The sequence below is a fragment of the Mariniflexile soesokkakense genome (assembly GCF_039650365.1).
GTDB lineage: Bacteria > Bacteroidota > Bacteroidia > Flavobacteriales > Flavobacteriaceae > Mariniflexile > Mariniflexile soesokkakense.
In genome coordinates this window covers 106,689-130,407 of the sequence record NZ_JAZHYP010000009.1, presented here as the reverse complement: position 1 = coordinate 130,407, position 23,719 = coordinate 106,689, and the positions used below count along the sequence as shown (strand labels likewise).

Below are 23,719 nucleotides of genomic sequence, written 5' to 3'. Positions count from 1 at the left end.
CCCTATTTCTTTCGCATATAAACACTTACCGGAACTCCTGTAAAATCAAAATGTTCACGCAATTTATTTTCTAAAAAACGCTTATATGGCTCTTTTACATATTGCGGTAAATTACAGAAAAAAGCAAACTGCGGTTGCGGCGTTGGCAACTGCATAATGTATTTTATTTTCACAAACTTTGCTTTATTTGCCGGTGGCGGATAATTTTCAATAATAGGCAACATAACCTCGTTAAGCACACTTGTTTTTATCTTTTTTGTACGATTGTTATAAACCTCAACAGCGGTTTCTATAGCTTTATAAATACGCTGTTTTGTTAATGTAGAAATAAATATAATTGGCACATCTGTAAAAGGCTCCATTTCCTTTCTAATGGCTTTTTCATATTCAAGGGTTGTTTTATGGTCTTTTTCTACCAAATCCCATTTGTTTACTAAAATAACGACACCTTTTCTGTTGCGCTCTGCCAACCAAAATATATTTTGGTCTTGACCATCGAACCCACGGGTAGCATCTAACACCAATAAACACACATCACTATGCTCAATAGCACGTACGCTTCGCATTACGGAGTAAAACTCTAAATCTTCTTTTACCTTAGATTTTCTACGGATTCCAGCCGTATCGACCAAATTAAATTCAAACCCAAATCGATTGTACTTCGTATCAATAGAATCTCTAGTAGTACCTGCAATATCGGTTACAATATACCTATCCTCTCCAATTAAAGAATTAATAAATGATGATTTTCCCGCATTTGGGCGGCCAACCACAGCAAAACGAGGTAATTCTTCATTAACCACAGTTTCCTTTTCCGGTAGCACTTCAACTAAAGCATCTAATAAATCACCTGTTCCACTTCCGTTAATACTTGCAACGGTATAATATTCACCTAACCCTAAAGAATAAAACTCTACAGCATCTTCGGCACGTTTAGCATTGTCAACTTTATTAACTACAAGAAATACGGGTTTATTAACTTTATGAAGCAATTTTGCAACATCTTCATCCATTCCTGTTACACCACTTTCCACATCTACCATAAAAATGATAACATCGGCTTCATCAATAGCTAACTCCACCTGTTTATCTATCTCAGCCTCAAAAACATCATCACTACCAAGCACATAACCTCCTGTATCTATAAGTGAAAACTCCTTTCCGTTCCAATCACTTTTACCATAATGACGATCTCTTGTAACCCCACTAACAGCATCAACAATAGCTTCTCTACGTTGAATTAAGCGATTAAAAAATGTTGATTTTCCTACATTTGGACGACCTACTATAGCTACGATATTACTCATCTTATTTGTTGTAAACAGCCTGAGACTGATTAATTATTTTATTTCTTGAAATATTTTGCAAAAATAGGAAATATACACTACCTAAAGTGCTTTTTTACAAAAGATTAAAATACAGTAAATTTATTAGTTATTATAACCAAACCTTCTTAACTGGTTTTGGTTGCTTCTCCAGTTTTTATTCACTTTTACATAGGTCTCTAAATGTATTTGTTTGCCAAAAAAAGCTTCTAAATCTTTTCTAGCTTCTACCCCAACACGTTTTAAGGCACTTCCTTTATGGCCAATGATGATCCCTTTTTGGGTTTCGCGCTCTACCATAATTACGGCACGTATTCTAATAATATTTTCTTCTTCAAAAAACTCTTCGGTTTCTATTTCAACAGCATAAGGAATTTCCTTTTTATAATGAATTAGAATTTTTTCTCGAATGGTTTCATTTATAAAGAAACGTTCTGGTTTATCTGTTAATTGATCTTTCGGATAAAACGCAGGCGATTCGGGCAACAAATCAATTATTCTATTAAATACTTCTTTTACATTAAAACCTTCTAATGCTGATATGGGAAAAATTTCGGCATTCGACACTTTTTCAGACCAAACCTGCACTTGGGTTTCCAATTGTTCTTGATTTGACTTATCAATCTTATTAAGAAGTAACAATACAGGAATTTTAGAATTGGTTATTTTATAAAAAAAAGCTTCATCTTTTAATTCTTGCTCGCCAATCTCAACCATATATATTAACACGTCGGCATCTTCAAAAGCAGACTTTACAAAACCCATCATACTTTCTTGTAACTCGTAAGCTGGCTTTATAATTCCTGGAGTGTCAGACAGAACCATTTGAAAATCGTCACCGTTTACAATACCCAAAATACGATGACGTGTAGTTTGCGCTTTTGATGTGATGATGGAAAGTTTTTCTCCAACAAAGGCATTCATTAAAGTAGATTTACCCACATTAGGGTTACCAATAATATTTACAAAACCTGCTTTATGGTTCATAACTGTTGTTTTTAAGATGTTGCAAATTTACAACCTTGATTGGTTTATTTAACTATATAATAGTAATTACAAATTAAAAATTACGAATTACGATGCCAATACGTATTTAGCAGAAACAAAAGTTAAAATGAGTTCAACCTATAAAAAAAAAAAAAACAGAAAGGTACCTTTCTGTTTTTTTTGTATTAAATAAGTTTAATGCTTATTCAACTATTTCCAATAATTCAACTTCAAAAATTAAAGTAGAATAAGCTTTAATTTTTTCTCCTGCTTGTCTTGCACCGTAACCTAAATCTTGAGGAATGAAGAATTTGTATTTAGAACCTACAGACATAAGTTGTAAACCTTCAGTCCATCCTCTAATAACTTGACCAACACCAAACTCGGTTGGCTCACCTCTATCAACTGAACTATCAAATACAGTACCATCAATTAAAGTACCGTGGTAGTGTACTTTTACTTTAGACTCTGCAGTTGGTTTTGCTCCTGTTCCCTCTTTCAATACTATATATTGCAATCCACTTTCGGTTACTTTAACACCTTCTTTAGATTTATTTTCTTCTAAGAATTTTTCGCCTACAACTTTTTCTTTTTCAGCTTCTGCTTGCTGTTCTTTCATTTTCTCTGCTTGTTTCTTTTGAAAATAAGCTGTTAATATTTGCTGACAGTTTTCTTCTTTAATTAAAATATTGGTAGAATCTAACATATTCATATAACCTTGAATGAATAGTTCGCTATCTATTTCAGAAACGCTAGTTTTCACATTTCTAGCTACATCCATACCAATGGCATAACTAACCGAATCAATTTCAGTTTTTAATGCTCTTTTTGAAACTCCTTGACCACCACAAGATGATAAAATTGAAGCTGCTAAAACAACTCCTAAAAATTTAATTATTTTCATTTTCTTATTTTTATTTAATTTGATGCCAAAAATAGCAAATTAAAACTCAGAACACAGTAGTCTTTATATGATTTTTAACGTATCTAACAGATAATATTTTAAAAGTTTAAAATATTTGTTTCAATATGAATTTATAATCTCAAATCAATGGCTGAAGTTTAAATAAGCTTAAAAGCTATTCTGTTATATTTTCTTTAAAAACTTCCAAACCACACTCTAGAAAATTGGCATAATCGTCTTCATTTGGAGTGTAACCAATAGGTTGATTTAAAACTTTAGTCCCATCTGAATTTAATAACACATAATACGGTTGCGAATTGGTTTGAAAGAATTGCGTTTGAAAATTTGCCCATTTATGCCCATAATTTTCAAGTTTTCTTGTCCCTCCATTTATACGATTCACTAAAACTTGTTCATTGACAGGTAGCTCTTTTTTATCATCAACATATAGGGAAATTAACACATAATCATTTCGCAAATAGTTGTCAATATTTTTAACAGACCATACGTGTTCTTCCATTTTTCTACAATTTACGCAAGCATACCCAGTAAAATCTAATATAATAGGCTTATTCACTTTCTTTGCATAAGCTATACCCGTTTTTAAATCTTTAAAACACTCTAAGTTATTAGGACAGTCGTTTGGATATAAAAAACTGTACCCTACAGGTGGTGCCAAACCGCTTAAAAGTGTAAGCGATGTAAATGTATTGGTTTGCTTATTTACTCGAAAACCAGATGCTAAATATATAGCAAATGCAGCAACCAACACACCTCCTGCTATTCTTAAAAATGACAATTTCTTTAACGGAGAATCATGCGGAAACTTAATTTTTCCAAATAAATACAACGCTAAACCAGCAAAAACAATAATCCAAATAATTAAAAAAGGTTCTATTTTTAAAATGCCCCAATGTTGAACTAAATCGGCATTAGATAAAAACTTGAATGCCAAAGCTAATTCTAAAAATCCTAAAATAACTTTTGTTGTATTTAACCAACCACCCGATTTTGGTAAGGCATTCATCATATTAGGAAACATGGCAAACAATGCAAATGGCAATCCTAACGATACACCAAAACCAGCCATACCTGCTGTGAGTTGCCACGCACCACCATCGGCAGTTAACGATCCTGCCAATAAGGAACCTAAAATGGGACCCGTACAAGAAAACGACACTATTGCCAAGGTTAGCGCCATAAAAAATACACCTACTATACCACCAACATTCTCGCCTTTAGTTGTTTTATTGGTCCAACTTGAAGGCAATGTTAACTCGTAATAACCAAAGAATGAAAATGCAAAAAACAGAAATATTGCAAAAAAAACAACATTCAACCAAACATTAGTGGAAATCTCATTTAAAATATCTGGATTTACCGAATCTAACAAATGAAAGGGCACACTTAATAAAATGTATACAGCAAAAATAAAGAACCCGTATAATAATGCTTTTGAAACACCTGACCCTTTTTCATGCCTCCCCTTTTTTGTAAAAAAACTAACTGTTAAAGGTATCATTGGAAATACACATGGTGTTAACAAAGCTAATAACCCACCCAAAAAACCTAATCCAAAAATACTCCACAGCGAGCCATTTTCTTGATTTGCTTTTGATTGGGTTTGATTAAATTCATCGCCACAAGTTACATCTGCTTTTTCAAGGTCTTTGGATGATATACCATACAGTTGGTGATTTACTGAGTTATTATCTATTTTATTTATATGACTTACTTTTTCCTGAGAAGTTGAACTTTCGTTATCTAAAGTAAATACCAAATCAACTTCTGTTGGAGGCAAACATCTCGTATCGTCACAAACCATAAACTCTACAATCCCTTCAACCGTTTTGTAATCACCTTTAAAACTCACAATTTGTTTAAATACTGCTTTGTTCTCAAAAAACTTAATACGCATTCCGAAAACCGGATCATCAATAGTATGTCCCTCACCTTCAATTGTTTTCCCTTTTAACAAAAACGTTTCCTTATTGTTATAGCTGAATGTTGTAGGTATTGGTCCATCTTCCGGAACATTTTGCGAATACAAATGCCACCCTTTATCAATTGTTGCCGTTGCAATCAATTCGTAATCGGTATTTGAAACTTTATTTACAGATGTAGCCCATTTTACCGGCTCTAACACTTGAGATTGCGAATAGCCAACTATTAAAAGTGTAAAGAATAAAAACACTCTCTTCATTAATTTTTTCATTTGATTATTTATCAATACCGTTACTTTTAATTGTATTATAGAACAGACCTAAAGTTTTATTTTTTTTTGAAATCTGAACAACTTTTCAAATATAGGGATATGTCTTTATTTAATGTGAAGCCTAACAAAAGTTAACATACTTTTATAGGTTTATCCATAGCTTTCTAAACTAAAACGAGCGTATTTAAATACGCTCGTTTTTCAAACTTAAAAATATTTGATTTATCATTAGTTAAAAACAGCTAACCACTAATTTTTGGAACTCAAATTCAGTTTGCCACTTTTTAGGCCATTACCAGATACAGATAATTCAATATTCCCTGACTGGTTTGTAGATTGAACCAACACAACCAACTTACCGCTAAATAATTTCATAGTTGGTATATGAAACATTTCTAATGAAGTAGCATCACCATTGCACGCAGCTCTATAAGTTCCCGCTCCTTTTACTTTGAATTTTAACTGGTTTGTTGCGGTTGGACAAGGAATACCGTTTTTATCTACCACAGTAACCTCAACAAATGACAAATCCTTACCATCTGCCATGATCGTTTTTCTGTCTGGGTTTAATATAATTTTATAAGGTTTTCCTGCTGTATGAATTTCTTTTTCCGAAACTGCTTTTCCCTCATCATCTAAAGCAATCACTTTCAAAGTTCCAGGTTCATACTTAACATCCATCCACATTAAACGATACCTATTTTGCGGTGTTGAATGATTCTTTTTTTGAACCCCCATACTTTTTCCGTTTACAAAAAGTTCGGCGCTATTATAATTGGTGTACACAAAAACGGGAGTAGTTTCTCCTTCACGTCCTTCCCAATTCCAATGAGGTAGAATATGTAATGTTTCGTCTGTTGTATTCCAACGGCTTCTGTATAAATAAAAGCGGTCTTTTGGAAGTCCGGCCAAATCTGAAATCCCAAAATATGAGCTACGCGATGGCCAACTTTCATCGTAAGGTGTTGGTTCTCCTAAATAATCAAACCCAGTCCAGACAAACTCACCAATTACCCAAGGTTTATCATCTTGTAAAACAAAATCTTCATCAGGCACGTTAGACCAACTACAGGCTTCCAAATCATAAGAAGACGACTGGAAATCATCATATTGTTTATTTTTCTCTTGAACAACAGGAAATTTATAGATGCCTCTAGAACTTACTGTTGAAGCTGTTTCTGAACCTAAAATAAAACCTTGCGGAAATTTTTTAAAGGCATCTTCATATAAATGAACACGGTAATTTAACCCTGGAATATCTAACAAAGCTCCAAAACCAGATTCCATGGTTGCTTTTACCTGATCCATCCCAACGGTTACGGGTCTTGTAGGGTCTTCTCTATGGAAAATATCCTGTAGCCATTTCGCACGCTTTACACCTTCATCTCCCCATTGATCGGGCACTTCATTCCCTGAACTCCACATCACAATTGACGGATGGTTTTTTGTTGCTTGCACTAAGTTTACAATATCTTTTTCGGCATAATCATCAAAAAATCGATGGTAGCCGTTTTTTACTTTTGGCTTCGCCCATTCGTCAAAACTCTCCGCTAAAAACATAAACCCCATTTCGTCGCACAATTCTAATTGTTCTATTGACGGCATATTGTGCGAACTACGAATGGCATCACATCCCATGTCTTTCAAGATGGTTAATTGCCTACGCAATGCAGCTTTATTGATAGCAGTTCCCAATGGACCTAAATCGTGATGCAAACAAACACCTTTAAACTTTCTTACTTTACCATTTAAACTAAAGCCTTTCTTGGCTTCATATTTAATTTCTCTAATTCCAAATAGGGTTGAGACTTCATCTTTCAATTCTTCATTTACAAACAGTTGCGTAACGGATTTGTATAAGTAAGGAGTTTCAGGACTCCATAATTTTGGATTTTCAACTTTTATATTCTGGTCGAATTCGTTTCCAAATTTTGATGATGATTTATCGGTACTTACTTGTTTTCCATCGGCATCAAAAACAGTAGTCACTAAATATCCGTTTTCAACAGAAGCTTTGGTTTTCACATTTACCTTAGCAACATCCTTACTAATAAAAGGTGTTGTAATAAAGGTTCCCCATTGGTTGATGTTCGCTTTGTTTTTGGTAATTAAGCTCACTTTCCTATACAACCCAGCACCCGGATACCAACGGGAAGCAAATTCTTTATTAGTTAGTTTTACCGCCAATGTATTTTCTCCTTTTTTGATAAATTCTGAAACATCAAAATAAAAATAGCTATACCCATAAGCCCATTCACCTACTTTTTTACCGTTTAAGTAAATTTGCGGTTCGCTCATGGCGCCTTCAAAAAACAAAATGACTTTCTTTGTTAAATCCAATTCGGAAATAGTGAACTTATTTCTGTACCAAGCAGTCCCAATATGTGGTAAAGCACCTGTTCTTCCAGTTTTTTCCGAGGCGATATTTTCTCCGTTCTGAACAATGGCCACATTCTGTTTGTCTATTTCCTTATCAAAAGGGCCGTAAATAGCCCAATCGTGCGGAACGGTTACATTCTCCCATTTTGAATCATTAAAATTTATTTCGAAAGCATTTTCAAAATCTCCTTTTTGGAATTTCCAATTGATGTCTAATTCTTTAACCGTTCTTACCTGAGAATAAGCTACTTGTGCAAGTATTAAAAATATTAAAAGAAGGTGTTTTGTTGGTTTCATGGAAAACTTACTATTATGTTACTAAATTACTGAAGTATTAATTTTGGGTATTATAAAAACTATATTCCCAAATTTAAAGGTTATTAAAATTAATCTATTCTTATTCCTTATAAAATTTTGTCTGTTGGCTGCTATTCGCTGAATCAACAAATAATATGTACATACCTGAACTTAACTTTGAAACACCGATAGTGTTAAAGTTAACTCTATCAAAATAAATAGTTTTCCCTAAAACATCTGTTATTTTTAATGATTTAATCAACAGGTTGTTACTGTTTTTAATATTTAAAATATCACCTACTGGGTTTGGATATACCCCTATTTTTTCTGTTTTTTTTTACCAACACTTAATGTGCCTAATGGTGCTATAGTTATTACAGAAGATAAATCTGAACCCAATTTAACTCCCCAGTTCTCTGTCCAAAGTTCTGTGTAAAGATCATAATATTCTCCATTGGTTAAATTGGCACTTGGTATTGTGCTAGCAGGTATTGTAAGCGTTACCGAAGTTGCAATATCACTACCTGTTGATGGCACCAAAAATTGATTACCGGCACTTTCAACAATGGTTTCTAACCAAACACCACTTGAGCTTCTTCTAAATATTCCCACATAAAAATAATCGGTGGCATCATTTGCTGTATAGGTGAAATTAGCTGTTACATCACTTCCTTGTTCGACAGGATTAAAAGCAAACCCATCGATTTTAACCTGCTCTATAACCACGCTTCCTTCTTCTTTAAAAGCATCTAGAGCTGGCGACGGTTTTCCGTTAGATTGCCAAGCACTTAATTGATAACCACTCCAGCTTTTTTCGCCTTGTGGTTCCCAATAAATCACACCAAGTCCTTTTTCGTTTGGTACGTTTTTTACCGCTGCAATTACTGCGGCTAACATATCGTATGTATTTTGAACTAACGTATAATCGCCCCCTACTTCTACTATCATCACTTCTTTTCCGTATCTAGAAACCATATCGTTTAGATTGTATTGCAAGTCGGCTATTGTAGCTGTATAGTCACTATTCAACCAATATGGGTAATAAGAAAGCCCAATTACATCATACTTTACGTTATTTGTTGTGGCATTATCAAAAAAGTTTCTAAACCTTGCATTATTATTTCCTTGATCTATGTGAACAATAACTTTGATTGATGGGTCGATTGCCTTAGTGGCATCGTAGCCTTTGTTTAATAACTGTGCTAGTTGACTCCAATTTGACGTTCTGCCTTCAGGCCACAGCATCCCTCCAGGAATTTCGTTGCCCACCTGCACCCATTCAGGAGTTACCCCTGCTATTTTTAAGGCATTCAAAACATCAAAGGTATGATTGTAAACATCATCTAATAATTCTGTAAACGTGTGAGCTGCCCAAGCTGCTGGTTTGGCTTGTTTTCCTGGATCTGCCCATGTATCGCTATAATGAAAATCAATCATAATGCGCATACCTAATTCTTGAGCCCTAACAGCCATAACAACCGTTTCGGCTGGACTGCAATGCCCACTAGCTCTATTATTTGAAGGATTTACCCAAACACGTAGACGGATGGTGTTCATTCCTCTGTCTTTAAGTAGTTGTAAACAGTCTTTTTCAGAACCATCAACATCATAAAATTTATAACCTGTCGCTTCCATTTGTGGTAACCAACTTACATCACCACCTTTTGAAAATGCAGAAGCTTCTGGATTTTGTGCGTAACTAATATAAGACATCAATAATGCCATTAAAATTAACTGAAACTGTACCAGTATATTTTTCATATCTATTTATTAAATACCTGTAAAATCAGGCTTTGTACTGATTATAAAAATATAATTCTTTTTATTTACCCAATAAAGTTAATGGAGCAATGAAATTTCATTGCTCCATTAACTAAAATAAACTTTTATTGTTTATTTAAAAAATAAAAGTTTATTTCTTAAAAAACTTCGCTTGTTGCGTCTTATCTCCTGAATTTACTGATAAAATATATAATCCTGTGCTTAAATTAGAAACATCAACAGAATTAAGGCTCTCCGTATTAATATCGGCATAAACCGTTTTCCCTAGAATGTTTGTGATTTTTAGCGATTTGATCGCCATCTTCTTAGCATGCTTAATGCTTAAAATATTAGAAACGGGGTTAGGGTACAACACAAATTCCGTAACCAAACTAGCATCGTCAATTCCTAAGGTTCCTGAAGCTACCAAAGTCATTACCGGGTATTCTTCAGCATTAGGGCCACTCCACCCTGAACCATAAAGCGCTACCTTAAGTGCATAATATTGCCCATCTGGTAAGTCAGCACTAGGTGTAACACCAGCAGGCACAGTTAAAGAAGTTGAAAAATCAACATCAGATCCACTAGCTAAAGCAGGAGTTGTTTTTTCCACTACACCTGAAATATAATTACCCGCTGCGTCTTTTAATTCTAATCCCAGGTAGAAAAAATCAGTTGAGTTTGGTGTGGAATACTTTATAGTAACCGTAAATGCACTATTTACTTCAGTAGGGTTCTTATCAAATGAAATAGCAGTAATTGATTGTGTCCATCCATTAAACGAAATAGAAACACATAAAAGCAAAAAAAGTAGTTGTTTTTTCATAATTAAATAATTTTAATTGTTAATGATTAATAATTTGTGAGTAAAGTTTTTATTTAAAAATGTTCACCTAGGAGGAATAAACTAAACTTATTCCCCCTTAGCAAACATGGCTATTAATCTAAAGTGATTGTTTTATCAACAGCATTGATAGTTAGAGTATAGGTTCCAGGCGTTCCAATAAATTTAAAATTGGCATCATCGCTACCATCGTTCTCAAAGTTAGCATCTATGGCATACCCTTCATCTGCGTAATGCGCATAGTTATTATTGATATCCCATTCGCCTCGCGTTGCAAAAAACCTAAAAATATCATTTGTTAGGGCAAAAGTAGCTTGCCATATGTCTGGACTGGTTTCAACTAACTCTGTTTCACCACCTGTAAAATTCCACTTACCCGGAGTTGCCCCACCTACTGCCCAAAGAGACCCTGATGGATTTAGTTTAATCGTTTTTAAATTATCATCTATTACCATCTCATAGATTCCAGTAGTACCCACAAAAACAAAATTGAAATCACCTTCGCCCTCGCTTTCAAAATTGACATCTATAGTGTAGCCGTTATCTTCATAATACTGATAATTTAAACCAGTATTCCAATCACCATCAACTTGAAAAAACCTAAATTTACCATTCTTAAACGACGCTTTAACGCGCTGCACACCTGCATCGCATACAGTCGCTAAATTAAAATTCCATCCTACGTTCTCAATAGCATCACCAACTACCCAAAGTGGGTCGCATGTGGTAGTTGCCACCGTTTTTTCAAGTAATTTGATGTTAACACTTTGAATATCTGAGACTATTTCCTGAGTACCGGCCCCACCATTACCGATAATGGATTTCACTCTAAAATAAACGATTCCTGCATTATTTGGATTTCCGCTGGAATCTGTTGTAGCAGGATCGTCATCTAAACCTAACTGAGACGCTAAATCCAATAATTGCCCCACTAAAACAGCATAATTGGTTGCGTTTGTTGTTCCTATTGAAATGGGGTTAGCAAATTCAGAATCTATATCTGATTGAACTTCATAATCGTTATTAACTCCTAAAGTTGTTGCATTCCAAATAAGGCGGTCTGCTATATTGTTCTTTGTTTCTTTAGATAACAAATACTCGCTTGCAAACGAATTTTGGAATGCAATGGTCTCCGAACTTAAATCGGCTATAAATACGTGGCTGTCATCATCTGTACAGTTTGTAAATAATGTTACGGTACAGATACATAGTATGGAATAAATTATTTTTTTCATTTTAGTTTCGCTTTAAATTTTAGTAACCAGGGTTTTGTGTCAAGTTTGGATTTGATAATATGTCTGAAATTGGGATGGGAAACAATTTGTATTTGCTATTTACTGCTGCGCCTTGTTTTACACCACCTTTCCATGCCCATAAATAATTGGCAGTTGTAAATTTGTTATATCTAATAAGATCGGTCCTTCTGTAACCTTCCCACATCATTTCCCGTGCTTTTTCATCTAGAATAAAATTCAAAGTAAGTTCACTTGAATTGATATTTCCAAGGGTACTATTTGGGTTATTAGCGTAAGCTCTTCCCCTAATTTTGTTTATATAAGCCAAAGCCGATGGCATATCGCCCCCAGTGCCTCCTCTTAGAACCGCTTCTGCATATATTAAATACATTTCAGCAAGTCTAAATACCGGAAAATCGATATCACTTAAATTATTATAGATGTTGTTTTGGGCTAAACTTGCTCCTGCTCTGTCTACATTTCTATATTTATAAATAGAATAGCCATGTTTTGAGTTTGATAGAGACTCAATATCCAATGTGCGACTAGCTTCATCATTTTCTGTCCAAAAAACGGCTCTTTGATCTGTATTAGGATTATTACTAGGAAATAATGCTGGAATAGATGGTGTTACCCTATACAGGTTCCAACTGGCACTCATGCCATTAATGGACGCTGGTACACCAGACGCACCAAGTGCATACACGTTTGTAGTTCCCCAAGACTCTATATTTCCGTTATCATAATTAAACGTAAAAATAAACTCATTGGTGTTTTGGTAATTGTCACCCAACATTAACCAAGCATGGTTTGATTCTAATGAATACCCCGCATCAATAACCTTTTTACTGTACGTGATGGCATCATTATAATGAGGAACGCCTCTATACACTTCAGCATTCAAATATAGTCTAGCTAATAGAGACCACACCGCAGCGTTATCAGCACGACCGTATTCATTTGATCTTGGAGTTTTTAACTCACCATCAATGGCTTTTAATTCTGACTCAATAAAATCAAATAAATCAGCTTGTTTAATTTGCTTTGGAATTTCGCTATTTAACAAGGTTTCTTCAGTTGGAAACGACGGATTTCCATATAAATCCAAAAGCATCCAATAAGCATACGCTTTAATGAACCGTACTTCGGCTACATAAATGGCAATTTCTGATTTATCTGTTTCCGAAAAACCTCTAGCGCTTAAAGTATTGGGTGAAGCTTCAATAATAAAATTGTTACACAGTGTGATAAGATACAGTCCGCTAGTATAAGCTTCAGATGATTCTGCGTGGTCTGAAGACCAATCCAGATGGGTTGTTTTATGGCTTCCCCATGTATTAACAGCTTCATCTGTGGTAAGCTCTTGTAACTCCCAATAACCTCTGTAGAAAAAATTATTTGAGCCTGATAGTTGCAGATAGGTTCCCACCAATCCTTGTTTATAACCTTCAATGGTACTAAATTGAGCATCATTGGTTAAGGCATTCGTTGGAAATCGATCTAAATCATCTGTACACGACGTTATGAATACAGCCATTAGAATGATTCCCAAGTATTTGATATTAAATAAATGTGTTTTCATTTTGTTTATTTTTTAAATGTCTCCTCTTAGAAATTAAATTTTGCAGATACCGAATAGGTTCTAGGTGCATTATAAGTACCGCCACTATTGCTTCCATAATTCCAAGATGCTTCAGGATCTCCTCCTGTAAAATCTGTAATTGTAAAAACATTTTGAACAGATGCCGATACTACCAAATTGTTATTGTCCTTTTTCGGATTTAGTACGTTACCAAAATCATAACTAAGGTTTATATTATCCATTTTTAAAAAGGAAGCGTTCTGCAAATAATAATCACTAAACCTTTGGTTATTATTGCCACTTTGGGTAAAATTGGTGTCAAAATAAGATTGATGTAGATTACTTCTAAATATCCCATTATAAACTCCCGATAAATTATCGTTAGGATTAAAAAATACATACTGACCAAGGTTGGAGTGAAATGCCATGCTAAATGCCAATTTTTTGTAATTAAAGGCTGTATTGAAACCCATTATATGTTGTGGTGAAGAACTTTTAGTTCGGTATCTATCTTTTTCATTTATGGCACCGTCATTGTTTATATCGACCATTTGGTCTTCAATGGGGTTACGGTTTGTGTCATACACTTGATGGTATATAAAGAAGGTATTTCTGCCATAACCTACAGAATTCACTAATATGTTACTACTAAACAAACCAGTTCCTGAATCATCCCCTTCTGATAGTTTTGTGATTTTATTTTCGTTATAGCTGTAGTTAAATCCAAAATCCCAACCAAAATCTTTGTTTTGAACAGGCGTAGCATTCAGTTTTATTTCAAAACCTTTATTTTCTAAACTACCAATGTTTTTAACAATGCTGTTGGCAAAATCGGTTCCGGATGGGATGGTAATTTGGTTTAACAAATCTTTAGTTTCTCTATAATAAACATCAAAGCTTCCTGAAATCCTATCCTTTAAAAGTCCCCAATCTAAACCTAAATTCGAAGTTGTAGATTGTTCCCATTTCCTGTTTCTATCTGTCGCACTTGGGTCAATTCCTTGTATAAATTGGTTCCCAACAGGATATTTAATACTTGAAGATCCTAAATTATAAATAGGAATATAGCCATAATTGCCAATACCATCTTGCTGGCCTGTGACACCGTAACCTATTCTGAACTTTAAATCGGAAATGGTTTCAGAATCGCTTAAGAAAGCCTCGTCGCTAATTTTCCAAGCTGCAGAAACCGAAGGAAACACGCCCCATCTATTGTTTTTTGAAAATTTTGAAGACCCATCCGTTCTAATGGTACCCGTAAGTACATATTTATCATTAAAGGTATAGATTAACCTTCCGAAATACGATATAAGTGTGTTTTGTGGAATATCAAAATCAAAATTAGGCGTAGATCCTGTTTGGATAGCACCATCCACATCATACGTTGGATAAAAATAGTTAGTAGTTTTAAAATCATTATAGGCATATCCAGCCAACACATTGATTCTACTTTTAATAGACGTGATGTCTTTTAAATAACTAAGAGTAATTTCTGAAAATATATTTTTTGTTTCAGATGCCGGATTTCCACTAGAAACCACACCATTAGAAATATTGGCAGGAAAATGGTTTGCTGGAACAAAATAATCCCATTTGCTTTTAGCTATATCATATCCCGTATTTAATTTAACGCTTAAATCTGGAAAGAAATGCAGGTTATAATCCAATTGAATATTTCCAATACTTCTAACACTTGTTGTTCTATCGCTAACCTGTTCAAGTTTTGAAACCGGATTGTTATGACCATGTAAAACGGCTGGATTTGATGCAAATTCTTCATATTGCCAATACCCACCATAAATAGAATTTGGATCTCTAACCGACTGTGTAGGGTCAAAATTTACCGCAGTATAAATAGCCGATTCATCTGCTTTTCTCTCTTGTTGACTTATCCCTTTAATATTTAAATTTACTTTAAGGTGATTGTCTAAAAATGTAGGATTAACATTTAAAGTAATGGTATTTCTTTTAAAATTCCCCGTTTTAAGTGTACCATCTTGATCTAAATGACCAAATGAAACGCGATAAGGAAGACTTTTTAATCCGCCACTAAAACTTATGGAATTATCTGTTGTTAAGGCATTTTGATAAATTTCATCTTGCCAATCAGTATTCGCTGTTCCTAAATTAAAATCGGCAACAGGAACTCCCGAAACCAACGAGGCTTTTTGAGCTACCTGTCTGTATTGATCGCCCGTTAAAACACGCTGCTTGTACAAATTAGTTGAAACAGACGCTTTTGTTGTAAAAGACACTTTTAAAGCGCCACTTTTACCATTTTTGGTGGTAATAATGATGACACCATTTGAACCTCTTGAACCATAAATAGCAGCAGCCGAAGCATCTTTAAGCACACTAAAAGAAGCAATGTCGTCTGGATTTAAGGAACTTAAAGCACCAGGGCCGTCAGACAATCCAATAGGAACACCATCTATAACAAAAAGCGGGGTGTTAGATGCACTTAATGAAGCGCCACCTCTTAACAAAAAGGAACTTCCCGCACCTGGTTTTCCACTTATGGGCGTTATTTGAACCCCAGGAACTTTATTTGCAATAAGTTGTTCTGCATTGGTTACAAATCCCTTTTGAAATTCTTTTGAATCTATTTGGGTCACAGCACCCGTTAAATCCTTTTTTCTTGTAGATCCGTAACCTATTAACACAACCTCATCTAGTGCTTGTGCATCTTCTGCCATCGCGACATTTATAAGAGCATTATTTACAGTTTTTTCAATGGAAACAAACCCAACATAAGAGTAAACAACAATGGCTCCTTTAGCAGCTGTAATTTGGTAATTTCCATCAAAATCGGTTGTAGCCCCATTATTGGTTCCTTTAACAACAATATTAACTCCTGCCAAAGGTAGCTTTGAGTTAGTATCTGTAACAGTTCCTTTAACAACAATAGATTGTGCATAAAACAAAAAGGGAGTTAAAAATAGTGTTAGAGAACAGCATAATTTATGCAGTGAAAATTTAGAAATTCTCTTTAATTTTTCATTCATACGTTAAAAAGTTTCAGTTTAATTTAGTTTATAGTTTATGGCTTAGAATGTTTGTAACTCTAAGTTGGTTGCAAGTAACCTATCTAACTAAAAAAATGAGGGTGTGAGTTTCATCAGTAGAAGGGGTGAAACTCGTTATTTTTAACAAAATAACACACAATGGTGCTAATATAGCATATGTATTATGTGATTACTTATTATGTGATTGTTTAAGACTTTAAATAATCGGAAGGATTCTTTTTAAACTTTTGTTTGAATAATTTGCTAAAATATTTTCTATCTGAATACCCTACTTTATAACAGGCATTAGAAACAGAATAACCAAATTCAGCTATTAATTTTTTTGCAACAAACAATCTGTATTCTCTAATAAATTCAATATAAGACAAATCTGTTAATGCTTTTATTTTCTTATACATCACAGAATGACTCATGCCTATTTCTTTTGAAATAATTTCGGCAGACAAATTGTTTGATTCCATGTTTTTATCTAAACTAAGGTAGAGCTTCTCTAAAAACATTTGGTCAATAGAATTAATTGCCAATTCTTTAGGTGTTAATATTTTTTCATTTCTGAATTTATTTTGCAAACGTTTTCTATTGGCCAGCAAATTACTTATTCTGGTTTTTAACAGGTCATCGTCAAATGGTTTGGTAACATATTCATCGGCGCCCGTTTCAAATCCTTCCATTTTATTTTTAGGAGATGTTCTTGCCGTTAGAATGATAATGGGTATATGGCTTGTATTAGGGTTTTGTTTTAACTTTTTTGTAAATTCAATACCATCCATAATTGGCATCATAACATCGCTAATTATTAAATCGGGAAATATTTTTAATGCCGATGCTATACCTTCTTCTCCATTAAAAGCTTGAATAATTGTATAATTATCCATTAATATTTCCTTCAAATAATTCTGTATCTCAATATTATCCTCAACAATTAATACAACTGGTTTCTCTTTACCAGATTTCTCCAATTTTACCGAACGTTTATTTTTGTTCTCTTTGGCGGTAGAAATAAATTCTTCTTCAGTTACAATAACATCATTAGAAAAGTGTTTTTTTCCTTTAACTAATTTAATCTCAAAAGTACTTCCCACATCTTTTTTGCTTTCAACATTTATGTCTCCTTTATGGAGATTAATAATCTCTTTAGAAATAGACAACCCAAGTCCAAACCCAGGTTTGTCTGAAGTCTCTGTAGTTTTTTCTTGATAAAATCGATTAAATATTTTTGACAAAAACACATCGCTCATACCAATACCTGAATCCTTTATAAAAATAAAAACGGCCTCTTTATTCTGTTCTATTTTAAGTTCAATTTTCCCTTTATTTTTGGTAAATTTAAAAGCATTGGTAAGAACATTATATATAACCTTTTCTAATTGATTCTTGTCGTACCACAATTCAAGGCTCTCTACTTCAGATTTAAAAGTGTATTTAATATGTCTGTCTGAAGCAATTTCAGAAAAGGATAAGAATATTTCTTTGCAGTATGAAACAATTTCCCCTTTAGTTACTCGTAATTGCATCTGGTTGCTTTCTAACTTTCTAATATCCAGCAGTTCGTTAACCAAACCTAATAGGTTATTACTGCTCTTTTTAATTAAATGGGCAGCATTGGCATCCTTTTTTTCTAAAATGCTTCCTTTATCAAACAAACGGTTGATGGAACTTAAAATAAGCGTTACTGGAGTTCTAATCTCATGAGAAATATTGGTAAAAAATTGTTGTTTTAAGTTATAAAGTTCATTGTCTTTTTCGTGGGTAAGCTTTTCAAATTCAAGATTCGATTTCATTCGTTCCCAAGCAATGGTATATTTTCTAAATAAATAAAACAGCCCCAATAGAATTATTGAATAGATTACAAATGCCCACCATTTTAACCAAAAGGGCTTTAATATCATTAAATTAACCGCCGTATAATTAGCGCTCCAATCACCACCTGTTTCCTTACTTTTTACTTTAAAAATATAATCACCCGGAGATAAATTCGTAAAAGTAGCGGTCCTATCCTTACCAATTTCTCTCCAATCATTATCAAAATTTTCCATTTTAATAGCGTACTCGCAATTTTGTGAATCTGGAAATTCCAATGCTGCAAATTCAAATGTCACTACGTTTTGATTATGCTCAAGTGCAATATCATTTACATAAGGAACAGCCTTTTTTAAAATACCATCTTTACTTATTTCTAATTCCTTATTGAATAATTTAAAATTCGTGATTTTTACAATTGGCTGGTTTTGCTTTATTTGAACAGTATTCGGATTAAATTTTACAACACCCTGTATCCCACCAAAATAAAGAAATCCTAATTCATCCTTAAAAACAGAATTAATATGAAATTCGCCTTTTAAATTTGAAAAAGAATTAAATGTTTTGGTTTTATAGCTATAGTTAAAGATTCCATGCTTAGTGCTAAACCAAATGTTTCTATTATCATCTTCAATAATTCCAGTTATTGTTTGATATTTAATTTTTTCTTCTAATTGAAAACGTTCAATTTTTTTAGACTTCAAATCCATCCTATTCACACCTTCACCAGATGTACCAATCCACAAATAACCGTTGGAGTCTTTTAATAAAGAAAATACATTATTGCTGCTAATAGAGGCGTTGTTAGATTCGCTATGAATAAAATGGGCAAACTTCCTGGTAGTGGTATTTAATAGGTTTACCCCGCCTCCATACGTGCCTATCCATATATTATCACCATCTTCTTCAAGTGCAATTACGTTATCGTTGTTAACCGTATTGTCTTTACCCTTTCCTTCTCTATAAGAAATAAAATTTTCTGTTTTTGTATTGAAATAATTCAGTCCTCCTCCCCAAGTAGCAATCCAAAGATTATTGTTTTTGTCTTCAATAATATCACGAACATCATTAAAACTAATGGAATTCTGGTTTTCAAATTGAAGTTTGTATTGTTTAAAATTTTCTGTTTTATCATTAAATTTTATCAAACCATTAGTAAAAGTTCCTAACCATAAATTACCATCTTCTGTCTCTGTTATTTTTTGAATATATCTACCACCAATAGATGCTTTATTTTTTTCATTATAATATTTAATCTTTTTTGACTCTTGATTATAATCCGTTAATCCATCACCATCTAAACCTAAATAAAGGTGTTTTTTTGTTTTTAGTATTGATAATACAGGGGTAGGATTTACACCTATTATATCGCCATATAGCAATTCGTTTGTCTGTCTTTTGTCTAAAACATTTATACCATTCCAAGCTGTTCCAATCCAGATATTAGAATCGTTGTCATCAATAATTTTATAAATAGTATTTCCAGAAAGAGAGGATTCTAATTGAGAATTATGGGTGTAATTATGAACCGTTGGTTCTTTACCATTAGGGTATTCTATTTCGAATAAACCATTTCCATCTGTTCCTACCCACAAATTATCCTTTTTATCTTTATTTATAGACCTTACAATTTTTATTTCTTCCTTTAAATTAATATTATCTTTAAAATAGTTAGAAAATGTATTCGTTGTTAAATCAATCATTATCAAACCACTCCCATTGGTTCCAATTAAAATTTTATCTGAGTTTAAAGAAGAAATTACATTTATGAAGTCTGAGAGATAAACTTGATTGGATAATATTTTAGTAAACCTTTCTTTACTTTTTTCAAACAAATACAAACCGTTGCCAAAAGTACCAATCCATAAATTATTATTTTTATCCTCAAAAATGCTGGTTATATTAAAACTTTGTGTTTTACTTTTGTCGAATTGGTAAGGGAATGAGGTAAATTTTTGAGTTTCTTTGTTAAGCATACACAACCCTTTTTCTGTTCCTAACCAAATAAATCCGTTTAAATCTTCGATTAAGGCATTAACATGATTAGAAAGTAACGAATTTGGGGTTTTTGGTATGTTTTTAAACGAATGAAACGTATTGTTAGTTGGGTTATAAAAATTTAATCCGCCTCCAAGGGTTGCTATCCACATGGTGCCTTTACTATCAATTAATAAATCAGAAATATCATTTGCGCTAAGGCTACTATTTTGTTTGTTATATATTTTTATGTCTTTGCCATCGTATCTATTAAGCCCGTTGTTGGTGCCAATCCAAACAAAATCATTATTGTTTTTTACAATGCTAGTAACACGCCCATTTGAAAGACCTGCGAATTGATTAATTTTTTTAAAAACGGGTTGCGACTGTGAGGAACAAATTATAATTCCTCCAAAAAAAAGTAAAATAAATTTAAATAAGACTTTCATTGTTAACTTGTAATGCGATAATAATACAACATTAAAAGTAAATAATGTTCATTTTAATGGCTTTTACTGAGCTTACCTTTTCGATTAAGAATATGGAATTGATTCTGAAACTGTTATTGGCCTAGATTAATAATGTCCGTTTTAATTTTTTTTTAGATTAATAAAACGCATAAAAGTATTTTGCTGTAAATAATGAAACCATGCACATAAATACACTTATAACAGATACAATAAATTATAGATCTATTCTAGTAATTGATACTTATTTCCACATAAACAGGCAAGTGATCAGATGGATAATGACAATCTTTAGAATCACTTAAAACGGCATATTTTATCACATTTATATCAGCACTTAAAAAAATAAAATCTATACGACGTGTAACAGGTTTATTAAATTCAAAATTATTAAAGGTGCCTATGGGTCCAAAAACGTTTTTTGCTGCCGTTTTAGAATCCCTTAATGAATTAGTAATAAATTGAATATTTTCATGCGTTTCTTCCATATTAAAATCGCCCATCAATATTACAGGAAAATTTTTAGTATTTAATTCCTGCATCTTTTTTATAATCAAAGCGGCACTATGCTTTTTGGCCTCAACACCTATGTGGTCGAAATGCGTGTTAAATACCCAAAATGTTTTTTTAGTTGATTTATTTTGAAACAACGCATAGGTACAAACACGATTACAAACGGCATCCCAACCCATAGAAACGTTTTCTGGCGTTTGCGATAACCAAAAAGTTGCCGATTTCAATACTTTAAATTGCGCTTCTTTATAAAAAATAGCAGAGAATTCACCAGATTCCTTTCCATCATCACGACCAACACCTACAAAATCATAATCAGCCAAAAGGCTATCTATGTCTTTCATCTGATTAGGCATAGCTTCTTGAACCCCTAAAACATCTGGCTCATAAAACTTTAACTGACTGATAAAGAAATCTTTCCTGTTTGCCCAACTATTAACACCTTCTTTAGGATAATCAAGCTTTATATTATAAGTCATCACAGAAAGTTCTTGTGCACTTAAAGCCATTGCAAAAAAAAGATTTATAAAAATTAACACTTTTTTCACTTCACAAAGATTTAGTCCACATACAGAATTTTACTTTTTTCTGAAATACCATTTTCACTAAATGCTTCAATGCTAAAATAATACGGCGTGTCACGGTCTAAACAACGCATAAAATGTTTATTGGCATCATAAACCAACCACGACTGATATAGTTTATCTGGCGCAATTCCCCAGCGGATGTTATAACCCTGAGCGCCTTTTACAGGAGTCCAGCTAAAGGCTGCATCTCTCCGGTCGGTTTGTCGGTTTATGGAAAACCCTTTTACCTTTTGCGGTACTTTACCAAGGCCCAACCCAAACACCCTAAACTCCGACATTGCAAAGTTTGCACCAGGCACTTCCACATTGTTATAGCGAATATACCTCGCTTTAATGGGTTTATCTAACACGACATAAGCATTGGGAGCATCTATATTGCTATTGCTCCTATCAACTACCATTTGCCAATTTTTACCATCTTCTGATACTTCAATGCTGAAACGATGCCTTAACCCTTCGGTACGCGTATAAATACCGGATTCATGGTCATGAAAATTAAGCTGAAAAGCATAAATATTACCCGGTTTCAGCATTTCAATTTTCATCCATTGCTTGTTGTTATTGGCTTCGGCCACCCAAAACGTTTTCGGATTTTCATCGGTTAAAACTTTCGAAACAATGTCGCCAATAGCATTTTTTTCAAGTGGCAATTCTGTAATTTCTACGTCATCATCATTTGAAGTAAATTTCATAACCTGTGCCAAGGATGATGATACTGTTGCGTTTCCTCTGTATGAAAGCAACATCCAGCCATTATGCCGTCCTGCTTTTGTAGGATGGCCAGAACCAAAACGTGGATAATCTCCATAGTCTGTATTAGTATACATTAATCCTTCATCATCAAAATAGGTAGGAAACATACATAAACGACGTTCCCACTGCGCATTAGATGCCAGTGCCATAGTTGCAAAATGCCAGTATTGCCCATTGGTTTGTTTAACGGTAATGCCATGTCCTGCGCCATTGGTAAAACCACCTGGTTTAAAGCTCATCGGATTATTTTTCATATAAGTAAACGGACCAAGCGGTGTTTCTCCTATATAAGCACCATCTGCATAAACATTAAACTGTGTACCTGGAGCGGCATACTGCAGATAGTATTTTCCGTTGTGCTTCGTCATGGAGGCTCCTTCCATATAACCTTCCTTTAAAGTGGGATGAAAATTATTTTCGCCAAAACGTTCCCATCCATGTGCTTCTTCGTTAAGATTAATCAATTCTTTTTTAACACCTGTTTCCAGAAAACGGTCATCTTTATCAAGCATTTTTACATGTAATGGGTGCACATTAGAAGATCCCCAATAAAGATACGTCTTGCCATCATCATCAATGAATAATTCAGAATCTTGAATGTTAGTAGATATTGATGCTGTTGGAGTCCATGTTCCTTTTTTTGGATCGTCCGTATAAAGTATACTTCCGTAACCAGCAGGATTACCTGCAAAGTATACTAAGGAATCTTTATAATTAAAAGCGGTTGGAGCGTTACTGCCTTCAAAAAACCATTGTTGAGGCTTAATAAATTTCCAATTAATCAAATCGGCAGAGTGCCAATAGCCAAAAGAACGTGTAACGAACATATAGTATTCTCCGCGGAATTCAATTACAGCAGGGTCGGCTCCAGAACGGTACGATTTATTTTTGCTCGAATTGTAAACCATATAGGTATAGTCTATATCTAAGGGATTACAATAAGTTTGAAGTGACTTTTTTGAATTTGCATTGTCTTCATTTAAAAGACTATCAACATTATTTTGGCCATTTGAATTCCATGACAAAAAAAAGACTAAAAATATGGGTGTTAAAATAAGTTTCATTTT

14 protein-coding genes are annotated in these 23,719 nt (G+C 33.6%); all 14 read right to left on the bottom strand.

Going from position 1 to position 23,719, the window contains the following annotated elements:
- Window positions 1-2: 2 nt before the first annotated feature.
- Window positions 3-1,307 carry a ribosome biogenesis GTPase Der gene (gene der / locus VP395_RS14750; RefSeq protein ID WP_346242792.1) on the bottom strand — a complete coding sequence of 435 codons (1,305 nt, stop codon included), beginning with the start codon at window positions 1,305-1,307 and terminating at the stop codon, window positions 3-5.
- Between the two features lie 123 nt (window positions 1,308-1,430).
- Window positions 1,431-2,312 (bottom strand): GTPase Era, encoded by an 882-nt coding sequence (gene era, locus VP395_RS14745; RefSeq protein ID WP_346242791.1) that lies wholly within the window; start codon window positions 2,310-2,312, stop codon window positions 1,431-1,433.
- A gap of 202 nt (window positions 2,313-2,514) precedes the next feature.
- The gene (gene bamJ / locus VP395_RS14740; RefSeq protein WP_346242790.1) at window positions 2,515-3,216 is read right to left on the bottom strand and encodes a BamJ family beta-barrel-assembly machinery protein; all 702 of its coding nucleotides are present in this window, start codon (window positions 3,214-3,216) and stop codon (window positions 2,515-2,517) included.
- A gap of 175 nt (window positions 3,217-3,391) precedes the next feature.
- Window positions 3,392-5,419, bottom strand: coding sequence for a protein-disulfide reductase DsbD family protein (locus VP395_RS14735; RefSeq protein WP_346242789.1), 2,028 nt, complete (start codon window positions 5,417-5,419; stop codon window positions 3,392-3,394).
- 261 nt (window positions 5,420-5,680) lie between these two features.
- The gene (locus VP395_RS14730; protein WP_346242788.1) at window positions 5,681-8,107 is read right to left on the bottom strand and encodes a DUF4982 domain-containing protein; all 2,427 of its coding nucleotides are present in this window, start codon (window positions 8,105-8,107) and stop codon (window positions 5,681-5,683) included.
- A 100-nt stretch (window positions 8,108-8,207) separates the two neighbouring features.
- A complete protein-coding gene (locus tag VP395_RS15835) occupies window positions 8,208-8,429 on the bottom strand; it encodes a T9SS type A sorting domain-containing protein (protein WP_379884323.1) in 222 nt (73 codons plus the stop codon).
- Complete coding sequence (locus VP395_RS14725) at window positions 8,426-9,868, bottom strand: glycoside hydrolase family 53 protein (protein ID WP_346242787.1); 1,443 nt, start codon at window positions 9,866-9,868, stop codon at window positions 8,426-8,428. Before VP395_RS14725 ends, VP395_RS15835 begins: the two co-directional genes overlap by 4 nt.
- Before the next feature lie 151 nt (window positions 9,869-10,019).
- Window positions 10,020-10,694, bottom strand: coding sequence for a T9SS type A sorting domain-containing protein (locus VP395_RS14720; RefSeq protein ID WP_346242786.1), 675 nt, complete (start codon window positions 10,692-10,694; stop codon window positions 10,020-10,022).
- Between the two features lie 113 nt (window positions 10,695-10,807).
- Window positions 10,808-11,947, bottom strand: a complete 1,140-nt coding sequence (locus VP395_RS14715) for a SusE domain-containing protein (RefSeq protein ID WP_346242785.1) — start codon at window positions 11,945-11,947, stop codon at window positions 10,808-10,810.
- Between the two features lie 19 nt (window positions 11,948-11,966).
- Entirely contained in the window at window positions 11,967-13,529 is a 1,563-nt protein-coding gene (locus VP395_RS14710) for a RagB/SusD family nutrient uptake outer membrane protein (RefSeq protein WP_346242784.1), read from the bottom strand.
- Between the two features lie 26 nt (window positions 13,530-13,555).
- Window positions 13,556-16,534: a SusC/RagA family TonB-linked outer membrane protein gene (locus VP395_RS14705; protein WP_346242783.1), complete on the bottom strand. Its 2,979-nt coding sequence runs from the start codon at window positions 16,532-16,534 to the stop codon at window positions 13,556-13,558.
- A 209-nt stretch (window positions 16,535-16,743) separates the two neighbouring features.
- Window positions 16,744-20,781 carry a hybrid sensor histidine kinase/response regulator transcription factor gene (locus VP395_RS14700; protein ID WP_346242782.1) on the bottom strand — a complete coding sequence of 1,346 codons (4,038 nt, stop codon included), beginning with the start codon at window positions 20,779-20,781 and terminating at the stop codon, window positions 16,744-16,746.
- Between the two features lie 248 nt (window positions 20,782-21,029).
- Window positions 21,030-21,821, bottom strand: a complete 792-nt coding sequence (locus VP395_RS14695; protein ID WP_346242781.1) for an endonuclease/exonuclease/phosphatase family protein — start codon at window positions 21,819-21,821, stop codon at window positions 21,030-21,032.
- Window positions 21,822-21,871: 50 nt separating this feature from the next.
- A complete protein-coding gene (locus tag VP395_RS14690) occupies window positions 21,872-23,716 on the bottom strand; it encodes a family 43 glycosylhydrolase (protein WP_346242780.1) in 1,845 nt (614 codons plus the stop codon).
- Window positions 23,717-23,719: the final 3 nt, after the last annotated feature.

Bases quoted from the DNA above. Each gene is read 5' to 3' on its own strand.
- der (WP_346242792.1), bottom strand. From the start codon at position 1,307: ATGAGTAATATCGTAGCTATAGTAGGTCGTCCAAATGTAGGAAAATCA.
- VP395_RS14710 (WP_346242784.1), bottom strand. From the start codon at position 13,529: ATGAAAACACATTTATTTAATATCAAATACTTGGGAATCATTCTAATG.
- bamJ (WP_346242790.1), bottom strand. From the start codon at position 3,216: ATGAAAATAATTAAATTTTTAGGAGTTGTTTTAGCAGCTTCAATTTTA.
- VP395_RS14715 (WP_346242785.1), bottom strand. From the start codon at position 11,947: ATGAAAAAAATAATTTATTCCATACTATGTATCTGTACCGTAACATTA.
- era (WP_346242791.1), bottom strand. From the start codon at position 2,312: ATGAACCATAAAGCAGGTTTTGTAAATATTATTGGTAACCCTAATGTG.
- VP395_RS14725 (WP_346242787.1), bottom strand. From the start codon at position 9,868: ATGAAAAATATACTGGTACAGTTTCAGTTAATTTTAATGGCATTATTG.
- VP395_RS14690 (WP_346242780.1), bottom strand. From the start codon at position 23,716: ATGAAACTTATTTTAACACCCATATTTTTAGTCTTTTTTTTGTCATGG.
- VP395_RS14735 (WP_346242789.1), bottom strand. From the start codon at position 5,419: ATGAAGAGAGTGTTTTTATTCTTTACACTTTTAATAGTTGGCTATTCG.
- VP395_RS14705 (WP_346242783.1), bottom strand. From the start codon at position 16,534: ATGAATGAAAAATTAAAGAGAATTTCTAAATTTTCACTGCATAAATTA.
- VP395_RS14730 (WP_346242788.1), bottom strand. From the start codon at position 8,107: ATGAAACCAACAAAACACCTTCTTTTAATATTTTTAATACTTGCACAA.
- VP395_RS14720 (WP_346242786.1), bottom strand. From the start codon at position 10,694: ATGAAAAAACAACTACTTTTTTTGCTTTTATGTGTTTCTATTTCGTTT.
- VP395_RS14695 (WP_346242781.1), bottom strand. From the start codon at position 21,821: ATGGCTTTAAGTGCACAAGAACTTTCTGTGATGACTTATAATATAAAG.
- VP395_RS14700 (WP_346242782.1), bottom strand. From the start codon at position 20,781: ATGAAAGTCTTATTTAAATTTATTTTACTTTTTTTTGGAGGAATTATA.